The 11951-nt window shown below is 44.2% G+C and carries 13 protein-coding genes; 4 read left to right on the plus strand and 9 right to left on the minus strand.

The window, feature by feature from the left end; all coding sequences use genetic code 11:
• Positions 1-6 precede the first annotated feature (6 nt).
• The 6 genes from FD723_RS01285 to FD723_RS01310 all read right to left on the minus strand — a co-directional run bounded on the left by FD723_RS01285 (position 7) and on the right by FD723_RS01310 (position 5567).
• Complete coding sequence (locus FD723_RS01285; RefSeq protein ID WP_179063748.1) at positions 7-2139, minus strand: ATP-binding protein; 2133 nt, start codon at positions 2137-2139, stop codon at positions 7-9.
• On the minus strand, positions 2136-3143 hold the full coding sequence (locus tag FD723_RS01290; protein WP_179063749.1) for an ATP-binding SpoIIE family protein phosphatase: 1008 nt from the start codon (positions 3141-3143) through the stop codon (positions 2136-2138). The genes FD723_RS01285 and FD723_RS01290 overlap by 4 nt, the downstream gene beginning before the upstream one ends.
• Before the next feature lies 1 nt (position 3144).
• Positions 3145-3543 (minus strand): anti-sigma regulatory factor, encoded by a 399-nt coding sequence (locus tag FD723_RS01295; RefSeq protein ID WP_179063750.1) that lies wholly within the window; start codon positions 3541-3543, stop codon positions 3145-3147.
• Entirely contained in the window at positions 3530-3943 is a 414-nt protein-coding gene (locus FD723_RS01300; protein WP_179063751.1) for an STAS domain-containing protein, read from the minus strand. Before FD723_RS01300 ends, FD723_RS01295 begins: the two co-directional genes overlap by 14 nt.
• A 13-nt stretch (positions 3944-3956) precedes the next feature.
• Complete coding sequence (locus tag FD723_RS01305; RefSeq protein ID WP_256875008.1) at positions 3957-4835, minus strand: STAS domain-containing protein; 879 nt, start codon at positions 4833-4835, stop codon at positions 3957-3959.
• 294 nt (positions 4836-5129) lie between these two features.
• The gene (locus tag FD723_RS01310; RefSeq protein ID WP_179063752.1) at positions 5130-5567 is read right to left on the minus strand and encodes a YidH family protein; all 438 of its coding nucleotides are present in this window, start codon (positions 5565-5567) and stop codon (positions 5130-5132) included.
• Between the two features lie 338 nt (positions 5568-5905).
• On the opposite strand from FD723_RS01310, the gene FD723_RS01315 reads away from it, so the two are divergent.
• Together FD723_RS01315 and msrA are read left to right on the plus strand one after the other, a co-directional pair.
• The gene (locus tag FD723_RS01315) at positions 5906-7144 is read left to right on the plus strand and encodes an RNA-guided endonuclease TnpB family protein (RefSeq protein ID WP_179063753.1); all 1239 of its coding nucleotides are present in this window, start codon (positions 5906-5908) and stop codon (positions 7142-7144) included.
• A 46-nt stretch (positions 7145-7190) separates the two neighbouring features.
• Positions 7191-7859, plus strand: a complete 669-nt coding sequence (gene msrA / locus FD723_RS01320; protein WP_179063754.1) for a peptide-methionine (S)-S-oxide reductase MsrA — start codon at positions 7191-7193, stop codon at positions 7857-7859.
• 118 nt (positions 7860-7977) lie between these two features.
• Here msrA and FD723_RS01325 read toward each other — a convergent pair whose 3' ends face one another.
• Together FD723_RS01325 and FD723_RS01330 are read right to left on the minus strand one after the other, a co-directional pair.
• Positions 7978-8205, minus strand: coding sequence for a hypothetical protein (locus tag FD723_RS01325; protein WP_256875009.1), 228 nt, complete (start codon positions 8203-8205; stop codon positions 7978-7980).
• Between the two features lie 64 nt (positions 8206-8269).
• Positions 8270-9463 carry a serine/threonine-protein kinase gene (locus FD723_RS01330; protein WP_179063755.1) on the minus strand — a complete coding sequence of 398 codons (1194 nt, stop codon included), beginning with the start codon at positions 9461-9463 and terminating at the stop codon, positions 8270-8272.
• A gap of 112 nt (positions 9464-9575) precedes the next feature.
• Between FD723_RS01330 and FD723_RS01335 the strand changes: the two genes are divergently transcribed.
• Both FD723_RS01335 and FD723_RS01340 read left to right on the plus strand, forming a co-directional pair.
• The gene (locus FD723_RS01335; RefSeq protein ID WP_179063756.1) at positions 9576-9758 is read left to right on the plus strand and encodes a hypothetical protein; all 183 of its coding nucleotides are present in this window, start codon (positions 9576-9578) and stop codon (positions 9756-9758) included.
• Positions 9759-9784: 26 nt separating this feature from the next.
• Positions 9785-10657, plus strand: coding sequence for a HigA family addiction module antitoxin (locus FD723_RS01340; protein ID WP_256875010.1), 873 nt, complete (start codon positions 9785-9787; stop codon positions 10655-10657).
• Positions 10658-10853: 196 nt separating this feature from the next.
• On the opposite strand, the gene rfbB is transcribed toward FD723_RS01340, so the two are convergent.
• On the minus strand, positions 10854-11915 hold the full coding sequence (gene rfbB / locus FD723_RS01345) for a dTDP-glucose 4,6-dehydratase (RefSeq protein WP_179063757.1): 1062 nt from the start codon (positions 11913-11915) through the stop codon (positions 10854-10856).
• Positions 11916-11951 lie beyond the last annotated feature (36 nt).

An 11951-nucleotide genomic window follows, 5' to 3' on the forward strand; every position in this document is an offset into this window, starting at 1 on the left:
TTTCCCTTAAACCTCTAGAACAAGTCCGGCTTTGACAAGCGCATCTTGAAGTTGAACAATCGCCGTAGTTTGAGAGCCTGTTTCTTTGGAAACAATGGCTATGCTTTGTTTTGCTAATCGGCTTTGCGCTTCTGCATCCAGTTGAGCAGATGAGTGAATAATCACCGGAATTGACTGAGTGACGGAATTGTTCTTCAGCTGCTTGAGTACGTCAAATCCGCCGATCTCTGGCATCTCCAAGTCCAGCACGATGGCGTTTGGCTGCTCTCGTTGTGCCAAATTTAATCCTTCTTGTCCGTTTGCGGCTTCTAAAATACTCAATGGTGTATTTATTAACAACTGTTTCACAAGATACCGATAGGCGGGGTCATCATCAATTAACAAGACTTTTTGAGGCTTGTTCTCAGTAATTAGCCTATTAAGTTTGTTCAACAGCGGCAATCTGTCTACCGGCTTAATTAGAAAACCGTCTGCTCCTAACGCCAGTGCTTGCTTCTCGTTATCAACGATGGTAATAACGAGTACAGGGATAGTGCGGGTTGTTTCATCCCCTTTGATTTCTCGTAAGAACGTCCAGCCGTTTTGCCCCTCCAGCAGAATATCTAGCATAATCGCCGCCGGTCGAAGTTTTTGTAAGGCTAGCCTTGCCTGAGCTAAGGTACGGGTAGCAATCAATTGATAGATTGATTCCTGAAGGTGCTTTTCGTAAATAAATAGGGTTTCTGGATGATCTTCAACCACCAGAATCGGCAAGCGAGTTGGCTCAACTGATGCTATTGGTTGCAGTCCGGTGGTCAATTCGGTGGCATTTGGGTAGACGATGGGAATTAATGCTGTAAAGGTAGAGCCTTCACCCAGCTGACTTTTCACCGAAATGCTTCCGCCGAGTAGCTCCGCAAGCTTGCGCGATAACGGCAATCCTAACCCGGTTCCCTTCACCTGCTTTTGCAGAGGGGACTCAATTTGCATAAAATCCTCAAAAATCCGCTCGCGATCGGCGGAAGCAATGCCGATACCTGTATCAGATACAGAGAAGGTGATGTTATGACCCGTTTGTACAGCGCTGACGCGCACCTCTCCCTGCTCGGTAAATTTAAGCGCATTTGAGACAAAGTTTCTCAGAATTTGAGCGACTTTGCCCTCATCGTTATAGAGTGGCGGAATGTCTTCAGGTTCCTCGACAATCAGCGCTACAGAGGAGCCTTGAACCAATAATGGGCGCAGCATCCCCCGCAGCGTGCCAAACAATTCACTAACTTCAAAGGAACTGGGATGCACTTCAATTTTTCCAGCTTCCACCTTTGCCAAATCCAGCAAGTCGTTGACCAGTTCTGATAATCCGCTTGCCGCTTTTTGGATGAATGTTACCTGCTTTTCTTGCTCGATGGTCAAATCGCCATCCATCCGGGCTAGCAGCATCCGAGAGAGGGAGAGAATCGAGTTGAGCGGCGTGCGAAACTCGTGGCTCATGTTCGAGAGAAAGCGGGTTTTTAACTCGTTTACCTGTTGCAGAGAACTGGCTTTCTCATCCAGTTCTGCATAGAGGGCAACCACACCGCGATTGGTATCTTCCAATTCCTGATTGAGTTGGCTCAGTTCTTCCTCACGCTTCCGTAGCTCTGCCATAGCCCGGAGTAATTCCTGGTTTTGCTGCTGGATTTCTTGATAGGGATTTTCAGGCGATCGCCCAATGACGGTTTCTCGAATCTGCTGCAATTGCGAATCGCTGAAAGTGGGTGTGCGCTTCGACAATTTTTTGCCGATTGTTACCGTTGTTCCTTGCTCCGGCAGCGATTCAATCTCGAAGAAATCCATCAATCTCCGAGTACCCATGATGCCTAGCCCCGCTCCCGTATCAGAGGTGTAGCGTCCGGCCAAAACATCTGCTAAATGAGGAATGCCCCCACCCCGATCTTGAATCCGAATCAGAAACGCTTGCGGCTCTCCCGCCACAGAAAATTCAACTGTTCCACCTTGGGCATATTGAAAGGCATTACGGGCAATTTCGGAAACTGCCGTTGCCAATCGCGCCCGATCTTGAGCATCAAAGCCCAACTGCTCGGCGATCTCACGAGTTCTTTGCCGAGCTTGCACAACATCCTGTTCGTACTGAATGGCGATCGTAAAAACGCTTGTCATCTGCCCATTCCTTTCGCAACTAACACCGTCACATCATCCCGGTCTCGGTTAAAGTCTCGGTATAGCACCCCTGCAATCAGACTGGGATGTTTTTGCATCAAACCGGGATAGCGATCGATCTGCCACTTAGCACTTAATCCGTCAGAATGCATAATTAAAATTCCGTTGGCATACCAGGGATAGCTAAACTCTTGAATTTTGCGGATTTCATGTCCCACCGTGCCATTGTGAGATAGCAGATGGCGATGCTCTGTAAAGGAGAAAATGCTAGCAGCGATGTTGCCAATTCCGGCAAAGCGGACAGACTGTTGTTCAAAGTCAATTTCGGCAATGGCGAGTGCTGCACCTCGCGTACTTCGCAAGGCAGCGTGGGCAGCTTCGACGATCGCACCTGGAGAACGATGATGATGTTCTTGAAACATTCTCATGGCTGCATCAGCGGCACTGGCTGCCGCAGGCCCATGCCCTAAACCATCAGCTACTAACAACAGGCTACGGCAACAATCAACTTCAAATGCCCAGGTATCTCCTGAAACTTCTTCTCCCCGTTTTGGCAAACAGATCGCTCCAATTTCTAAAAACTTTTCAGGTTGATGGGGTGCTGAGTCTGGCCAGAGTTGAGCGAGAAGGGCTGTACCTTGGTTGGGAACAGAGTAAATTTCCAGTAAACCAGAAAGGCGACGAATTGCACCCATGCCATTACCCAAGGTTCCAGCTGTGGAAAAGCCATCTTGCAAACACTCATCCACATCAACCATTCCCCGTCCTTTATCTAGCGATAAGATTTCAATGCCAATTCTAGAATCTTCCTGGAGCGATCGCAGCAGCACGATTCCGCCGTGGGCGTGCTGTACCAAATTGTTCGCAATTTCTGTCACGACAATCCCAACCTTGCCCCGTTCTGTTTCCTGAAAACCGAGCCGAGTTGCTAAACCCATCGCTACCCGTCTGGCTTCTCCAGTCTGGCTAGATTCAGTAATTGTGACGGCGACAGACTCTCTCATTTTATTTCCATCGTACAATTATTATCCGTGTTCCTTCTCCCACCGCAGACTGAATCTCAAACTCGTTGGCAAGTCTTTTCGCACCACCCAGCCCCATACCTAAGCCGTTGCCCGTGGTGAACCCATCCTTTAGCGCCAGATCGATATCGGGAATACCCGGCCCCCAATCTTCAAAGGTCAGCCGCAGTCCTCGTCGTCGTCCTTCCTGAAGCGTTTCTAGCTTGACTGTGCCGCCCCCCCCGTAGTCTAGGGTATTGCGGGCTAACTCACTGGCGGCGGTCACAATTTTAGTTTGGTCTACTAAGCCAAAGCCAATTTCCACGGCCAGCTGGCGCACAGACTGCCGAACTAAAACTACATCTGTAGAAGATTGAATGTCAATCGTTTCAGTCTTCTGCATCGTCATCTGCACGCCATTTAGTAGCAGTGATTTGATTTGTGGTTGCATTGAGTGACGATCGCAACAATGCCATACCCTTTTCGACGTTTAGGGCAGTGCGAATCCCCATCAGCGACATCCCTAATTCCACTAAGGTTATTGCCACAGCAGGCTGCATCCCGACGACAACTGTCTCAGCATCTAGCACCCGTGACATTCTGGCAATGTTGCCTAAAATCCTCCCCATGAAGGAATCAACAATCTCTAATCCTGAAATATCAATCAGGACACCGTGAGCGTGGGTTTGAGTGATGCGATTTGTCAGGTCTTCCTGTAGTGTGATGGCGAGGCGATCGTGCATATCTACCTGGATCGTCACAAGTAGAAAATTGCCCATTTTAAGTATAGGAATACTTTCCATTGCTTCCTTCCCCCTATTTTGATTGAGAGCGGGTAATGGTCGTTCCCAACCGTTTTAGCGCCGTCAGAAAGGCATCGGCTAAGGTTGCTTTTGTGACTACATTTGTCAAATCAATGCCGAGATAAACGATCGTTTGGGCAATTTGAGGGCGAATGCCACTGATCATACAATCAGCTCCCATAAGACGGGCGGCGGTAACGGTCTTGAGCAGATGTTGAGCAGTCAGGGTATCGACAGTGGGAACCCCGGTAATGTCAATGATGGCAACTTCGGAACTGGTTTCGACAATCTTCTGCAATAACGACTCCATCATCATTTGAGTCCGGGCACTATCCAGGGTGCCGATTATCGGCAATGCCAAAATTCCATCCCAGAGTTTAACGACGGGGGTAGACAGCTCCATCAACTCTTCCTGCTGCCGCAAAATCACCTCTTCTCGCGCCTTTTGATAAACTTCAATTGTCAGCAATCCTAGCTGATCGAGTAAGTTTGTGGCTAGCCAGATATTTTCACCCAACTCAATGGGGTCTTGCAATTGCTGACGCATTCGCTTGAAGAGCGGTTGCTTGAACGAAAAGACGAATGTAGCTGTTTCTGAGGGTGTGAAGCCATTTTGCGATCGCGATCGAGAAATGCTGTTGAGCATCTCCCGCATATCTTGCCACGTTGCTGCCTGAATATTGGTAAAGTTGCCCCGCCCAACGGCAATCCGAAACAAACTAAGGAATTCCCGGCACTCCTCCTTTAGTTGTGCTTCTTTAATCAAGCCTCTCCGAATATTCACAGTGGCTAGTTGTTGAGTCCACTCCGACAGCAAGTCTGCCTCGAAGGTTTCTAATATCTCTGATATCTTACTTTCGCTCATCGTTTCTTTGAGGGCAAACGCTTTCATTAGTTCAAAATCAGTGTATGACGATTCAGCCCTAGCTGAAAACGACGATTACAAAAAGTCTAAAAGCTTGCTAGATATCAAGTGCGATAAATCCAAGGGGTGTGGGAGGTGTGGGGAGTGTGGAAGGATGGGGAAGAAGTCTTACCCCCCACACTCCTCTTCTATGCGTGAGAAATCCGGGCTGGGTTGGGCTACGCCTACCCTAAGATTGATTGAGGATCGGCAAAAAAGTTACAAAAAATGCGTCCGTATAAAAAGTGTATTCTGACTCCTGAATTCTGACTCCTGCTGTATTTAATGCAAATTTCGGGACTGTGGTTGAATGGGAAGCGGAGAACGAGAAGGTACTTTATCGCGCCTTAAGAGTAAAGGAAGACTGAGAAACCCCAAAATAATTACTACTCCGGTCATTATCCAAACCGTCAACCTATTTGGTCTATAGTCACCTCGTTCAATTTGCCAGAAAACTTGATTGTATCGCCACGCAGCTAAGGCAATAGTCGAAATTCCAAAAATTACCAAAGCAACACCCAAGTTTTCAGAGTTGGATAATGGACTTACCGGAGGTTCTTGTTGAGTAATCGCAATATTCAACTGGCGCAGAAATATACCAAATCGCGCGATCGCAAAACCAAAGCCAATCAATGCAATAGAAGTGCGTAGCCAAGCCAGAAATGTCCGTTCGTTCGCTTGATGTTCCCTTTGACGGTCAATTTTCGGTATTTTATCCATGAGTAGCTTCTGATGCCAAGTCCCCCCTTTGATGAATAGCATTAACCAGTGAAAGAGGAAACACCCAGACGCATCTGCAATGATTAACACAGTCTAATGATGACTCTGAGAAGACCCCAAGCGAATCCCAAAATCTTTACCTTAAACAGCAAGAAGGCTTACACTTACCGCTTGATCGGAAGTGTTGAGATGAATTGCACATGAATTAACGATAGTCCTGCAACCAATGCCGTAGGCGAGGAAGAGGACATAGAGGAAACGAACAAATCTTTGGCTATTTGTTTCAACTTTCCACATCTATGTTACCATGAACATATAAACACGGTAAGTTTGATGCCATGTATAGAGCAGTTAAACTTAGAATTTATCCTACTGATGAGCAAGAATCTTATCTGGCCCAGTGCTTTGGTAATACTCGGTGGTTATGGAATTATATGCTTAACGCCACAACTACTGTGTACAAAGAGACAGGCAAAGGACTTTCTAAAGCTGCAATGGACAAGTTGCTTCCCAGTTTGAAAAAAGAATATGAATGGTTGGGGCTTGCCTACAGCCAAGTATTGCAACGAGTAACATTCAACCTTTCAAGCGCGTTTGTCAATTTTTTTGAAGGACGGGCTAAATTCCCTGACTTTAAATCAAAGCATGGTAAGCAATCTATTCAATATCCCCAAAATGTAAAACTAATATCACAGGATTCTGTAATTAAATTTCCTGGTAATTTGGGGATAATTAAAGCCGTGTTTCATAAAGAACTACCCAACGCAAAATTTACTACTGTAACAATATCTAAAAATACAGATGGCAATTACTATGCTTCTATTCTGTTCAATCAGAATGATCATCCAGTCATAGCAATTAGACAAGCTATTGGAGTTGACCTTGGATTAAAGAATTTTGTTATAACTTCGGAAGGTTCAAAGTATGGCCTCCCGAATAAACAACTAGCTTCTTTAGAAAAGAATTGGAAGCGCAAACAAAAGAAATTAGCTAAAAAAACAGATAAAACATCTAATAAGCGCCGCAAGGCTAAACGATTAGTGGCAAAAGCCTCTAGCAAGATAGCTAGAGTAAGAGTTGATTTTCTACACAAGCTATCTCGCAAAATAGCATACGAAAACCAAGTGATTTGTGTGGAAGACTTGGCAGTGAAAAATATGGTTAAAAACCCCAATCTGGCAAAAGCTATCAGTGACCAAGGATGGCGAATGTTCTTAACCATGCTTAAATACAAAGCTGAGAAATTTGGTCATACTTATCAAGAAATAGGTCGTTTCTTTCCATCTTCTCAACTTTGTAGTGAAACTCTACTACCAATCCTTATGTTGCAAAATGGTTATGATTCATTAGCTGTAAGGTTCGTAGACTGTCCACACTGCCAAATGCGGCACGATAGGGATATCAACGCCGCAATAAATATTAAAAATGAAGGACTGCGATTATGGGCGTTAGGAACTAGCGCTTCTGCCCTTGGAGGGGATGTAAGACCAAAGTCTTCGGGACGTAAAAAATCCATGAAAACTGAGGCAATCCCTAATGAATTGGGAAGCCTACCCTGTACCGAACAGTGTAAGTAGTTCACAATGGTAAATAAGGTAAAGATATATATCAGAGTCAAAATCAATGGCACTATTCGGATTTGGCAAAAAGTCAGTTATGCCCACACCTGAAGAAGCTTTGTCAGGAAGGGCACAATCTATGTCAGTACCCGCAGCTCATTATGTCAACAAGAATCCCTTAAAACCTCCTTTTCCCGATGGATTAGAGAAAGCAATTTTTGGCTTGGGCTGTTTTTGGGGTGCAGAACGCAAATTCTGGCAACTTAAAGGAGTTTACACCACCGCAGTCGGTTACGCTGCTGGTTTGACACCCAACCCCACCTATGAAGAGGTATGTAGTGGGCGAACCGGTCACAATGAAGTGGTGTTGGTTGTGTTCGATCCCAAAGTGATTAGTTATGCCGAACTGCTCAAAGTCTTTTGGGAAAGCCACAATCCCACCCAAGGGATGCGCCAAGGTAATGATACTGGCACTCAATACCGTTCGGGAATTTATGTATATTCCGAAAATCAAAAGCAGCTAGCAGAAGCATCGCGGGAAGCTTATCAGGAGGCTCTCAACGGTGCAGGTTATGGCAAGATTACGACAGAAATCTTGGATGCACCGGAATTTTACTACGCTGAAGCTTACCATCAGCAATACCTGGCTAAAAATCCCAACGGGTATTGTGGTTTAGGTGGGACAAACGTATCTTGTCCCGTGGGTGTAGTTGAATCGCAAGTTAGTAGTTAAAAATGGAATTGGCAGGGTAGTCAATTTAACGTGAGTTCGACGAACCTCTCCCTGCCTTGAACTAAAGTTCAAGTCTGTCCCTCTCCGACTCGGAGAGGGATATGTTTTGTAGCGATGTCTACGACGGGCTACGCCTACAAGTAAAATACCTAAAGTATTGCGATGGTGCATTAGCCAAAGGTATAACTGCCTTGACTTCGTTGAGAGATTGCTTTTCTAAGTCGCTCAACTCAGGTAAATCATGCTGCCACTCTGAAAAAAAATCTTCGTCCTCTGCAAGTTGTAGACCAAATTCATCAATCAGTTGGGCTAAGGTGGTATCTTTTCCTTGAAGAATTTGAACCATTTGTTGAACCCTTATACTTATCTGCCTAAAAAATCTTCGCTTGATATTTACCCAAAAGGCTGCCTTAAAGTGTCGATTTTAGTAAAGCGATCGCTCGCACCCACAACATAATACTAATAGGCGCTCCAAGTAGAATACCAGCGATCGCCCAGCCTCTTTGATGGGCTTTGAATTGCTCAATACTGCGCCACCGCCTACTTTTCCAAGCCCATTCATTGCCTTTTGCCCCAAGTGCGATCGCCATTAAACACCCAACTTGAGGTATAAAACAGAATAGGCCATACCACACTTGATTTGGCCACATCCACAACCAAGGCATCAGAAACGCGCCCCAATTCCAACCGAGAATTTCCTCTGGGACTGTTTCATTCTGATTATTTATCCCGCATCCAGAATTGTTGATTATTTCTTTTAGCGGCAAAAGCTGATTCTTGTTTGCAGATTTGATAGCCAGCCCAGATTTAAGAGCATTTATCGCTTGGTTAGCACTAGTAAATCTTTGTTCGGGAGCCGGTTCTATTAACTTTTGTAGCCAACTAACAAAACTGGGACTGAGATTAACTCGGTCTGTAAATTGCAGTCGCAAATCCTGCTGTGGTAAATCAGAGGGGGAAGTTCCAGTGAGCAAATGAATCAAAGTTGCTCCCAATGCATATAAGTCTGAAGCTGGAACCGCTCGACCACCAAATTGTTCCATTGGGGCATAACCATAAGTACCCACAACGGTGAAAGTAACGCCCTCTCTTGCCGCTTTATCCTGAACTGCGCCAAAATCAACTAAATAAATCCGATTATCTTCGCCCCAGATTAAATTACTCGGTTTAATATCTCTATGCAGTACTCTTGGATTCAACTCATGTAGATAGGTAAGAATATTCAAAACCTCAACAGCAATTTTTCTCGCTCGCTTTTCACTAAACCTTTTACCAAGAGCAAGTTTTTCCTTAAGCGACTCACCAGGAATATATTCTTGGATTAAGGCAAACCAGAGGGTGCGATCGTCGATACAAAAATAATCTATATATTGAGGGATGCGGGGATGATTTAGCTGTTTAAGGATTTGTGCTTCCCTCTCAAAAAGTTTCAGGTCATCCCACTGTACACTACCGCCAAAGGCCAAAAGTTTGACCACAACGATAGAATTTTCGCCATTAGAGGCTTGTAAATCCAATGCTTGCCAAGTTTGGCGAATTCCATTGTTGCCGAGTTGGCGCTGGATTTGATAACGATCTTGTAATATTTGTTCTGGTTGCAGCATCTTACACCTGCTGGCAGTTTACGCTGATTTCATTCCCTTATATTCAAGGATAGTCATTATCTAGATAAATTGTGGGAGCCTTATAATTTATTGAAAAAGGAGTACCTAACCGATGAGAAAATTTAAAACACTTGATGAATTTGAAGAAGAGTATTGCCGCAAACACCCAGAAGAAATTGACGATTATTTGACGGAGATATTTCAGGAATATGCAGAAGATAACGATTATGGTGCGTTGTTGGCATCCTTGCGCGTTGTTGCTCTTCACAATAATCGATATCGAAGATATCACTAAATTTCGTCAGCAGGGGAGACAGCAATATGAGCCAAAAGTTAGTACCAGCAAGAGTACCAACACCAGGAAAAATTTTAAGCCGAGAATTAGAAGCCCGTGGCTGGACACAGAAATATCTAGCAGAAATTATCGGGTGTCCAGTTCAAACCATCAATGAAATTATTCAGGGAAGCAAGCAAATTATACCTGAAACATCTATCGAACTCTCCCAAGCTTTGGGTACTTCTCCAGAGTTCTGGACAAATCTGGAAGCAAAGTATCGACTTCATATAGTGGGAAAAGAAAAAAAGGAGCAAGATATAGCTCGCAAAAGCCGATTGTATACAATTGCCCCCATCTCTGAACTAATCAAAAATAAGTGGATTCAAGCAGCAGATTCGATTGATGACTTAGAACAGCAAATCTGTAATTTTTTCGGCATATCTTCCTTAGATGAAACACTTCAGTTAGCCGTTAATTTCCGTTGTTCCGAGCATCGAGAGCCAGAGGAAACTTCTCGCATAACTTGGATAAAACGAGTTGAGAACCTAGCGAAACAACAAACCATTGCTAGTTTTGAACGCAAAAAACTAGAGACTGCTATCCCTGAAATTCTTGCTTGTGCTAAACAAGTAGACAGTATTGTGCATATTCCTAAATTGCTGGCAGATTTAGGTGTACATTTTCTAATTGTGCCGCATTTAAGCAAAACCTACTTGGATGGTGCAGCCTTTTATTTAAACAGCAATCCCATTATCGCGTTGACATTGAGATATGACCGGATAGATTCATTTTGGTTCACCCTCATGCATGAGTTAGCACACATTGTTTTAGGACATCAAGGAGCTTATTTAGACAATTTGGATGCGTTAGAAGAGAATGATGAGGAAAGAGCGGCTAACGAAAAAGCCGCTAACTGACTAATAAATTCTCAGACATTAAATGAATTTATTATCAGGAGTAAAAAAGTCTTTTCTCGGAAAGCGATTGAAGAATTTGCTCACAATCAAAATAGACATCCAGGCATAATTCTTGGTCGCTTACATTATGACAAATTAGTTCCCCATAAAAATTTGAGACCATTACTCGTTAAAGTTAGCCCAATTTTAGGTCATTCTACAGATAATTTTTGCGATAGTAAGCTTGATATTCCGCAGATAGTAGAGGCTCCCACCAATCACGATGATTGAGATACCATTCAACAGTTAAACGTAAACCCTCAGCAATTGTGACTGAAGGTGTCCAAGCAAGCTCTGTTTTAATCTTATTCGCATTAATTGCATATCTCCTATCGTGTCCCTGTCTATCCTTAACAAAAGTAATCAACTGTTTTGCTGGACGCACTGGTAAATCAGGTGCTAATTCATCCATCATCTGACACAAAAGTTGCACGAGATTAATATTTTCCACCTCATTGTTGCCACCGATATTGTACGTTTCTCCTGGTTTACCCTGATTAATTACCACATCTAAAGCATGGCAATGATCGCCCACATAAAGCCAATCGCGGACATTTTTACCATCGCCATAGACAGGTAATGGTTTCCCAATCAAAGTGTTGATACACATTAGGGGAATTAGCTTTTCAGGAAACTGATAAGGGCCGTAATTATTAGAGCAATTTGTGATAATGGTTGGCAGTTGATAAGTATGATAATAAGCGCGGACTAAATGATCGCTACCCGCTTTTGAAGCTGAATAGGGACTATTGGGAGCGTAGGGTGTAGTTTCAGAAAAAGCTGCATCATCTGCGCTCAAACTACCGTAGACTTCATCTGTAGAAACGTGTAGGAAACGAAAATCAGATGGCTGTGCTTTTGCCTCCCAATGTTGTCGAAAAGCTTCTAGTAAGGTGAAAGTTCCGACTATATTAGTTTGTACAAAAGCTGCGGGCCCAAGAATCGAACGATCGACATGAGATTCAGCAGCAAAATGGGCGATGGTATCAATATTTTCCTTTGATAATAGGTTGTCTATGATGGTGCGATCGCAAATATCCCCCTGCACAAACCGGAAATTCTCTCTTCCCTCAACCAGCGCCAAATTCAGACGATTCCCCGCGTAGGTAAGAGCATCCAATACCACCACGCGATCGTCAGGATAAACCTGACACCAGTGATGTACAAAATTTGCCCCAATAAACCCCGCACCCCCAGTAACTAATAACCGCCGACTCATTCAATTTCCTCTCTTCTCTCTGTGATCTGTGCGCCT

Origin of the sequence: Nostoc sp. C052 (assembly GCF_013393905.1) — a bacterium.
GTDB lineage: Bacteria > Cyanobacteriota > Cyanobacteriia > Cyanobacteriales > Nostocaceae > Nostoc.

Bases quoted from the DNA above. Each gene is read 5' to 3' on its own strand.
- FD723_RS01285 (WP_179063748.1), bottom strand. From the start codon at position 2,139: ATGACAAGCGTTTTTACGATCGCCATTCAGTACGAACAGGATGTTGTG.
- FD723_RS01290 (WP_179063749.1), bottom strand. From the start codon at position 3,143: ATGAGAGAGTCTGTCGCCGTCACAATTACTGAATCTAGCCAGACTGGA.
- FD723_RS01295 (WP_179063750.1), bottom strand. From the start codon at position 3,543: ATGCAGAAGACTGAAACGATTGACATTCAATCTTCTACAGATGTAGTT.
- FD723_RS01300 (WP_179063751.1), bottom strand. From the start codon at position 3,943: ATGGAAAGTATTCCTATACTTAAAATGGGCAATTTTCTACTTGTGACG.
- FD723_RS01305 (WP_256875008.1), bottom strand. From the start codon at position 4,835: ATGAAAGCGTTTGCCCTCAAAGAAACGATGAGCGAAAGTAAGATATCA.
- FD723_RS01310 (WP_179063752.1), bottom strand. From the start codon at position 5,567: ATGGATAAAATACCGAAAATTGACCGTCAAAGGGAACATCAAGCGAAC.
- FD723_RS01315 (WP_179063753.1), top strand. From the start codon at position 5,906: ATGTATAGAGCAGTTAAACTTAGAATTTATCCTACTGATGAGCAAGAA.
- msrA (WP_179063754.1), top strand. From the start codon at position 7,191: ATGGCACTATTCGGATTTGGCAAAAAGTCAGTTATGCCCACACCTGAA.
- FD723_RS01325 (WP_256875009.1), bottom strand. From the start codon at position 8,205: ATGGTTCAAATTCTTCAAGGAAAAGATACCACCTTAGCCCAACTGATT.
- FD723_RS01330 (WP_179063755.1), bottom strand. From the start codon at position 9,463: ATGCTGCAACCAGAACAAATATTACAAGATCGTTATCAAATCCAGCGC.
- FD723_RS01335 (WP_179063756.1), top strand. From the start codon at position 9,576: ATGAGAAAATTTAAAACACTTGATGAATTTGAAGAAGAGTATTGCCGC.
- FD723_RS01340 (WP_256875010.1), top strand. From the start codon at position 9,785: ATGAGCCAAAAGTTAGTACCAGCAAGAGTACCAACACCAGGAAAAATT.
- rfbB (WP_179063757.1), bottom strand. From the start codon at position 11,915: ATGAGTCGGCGGTTATTAGTTACTGGGGGTGCGGGGTTTATTGGGGCA.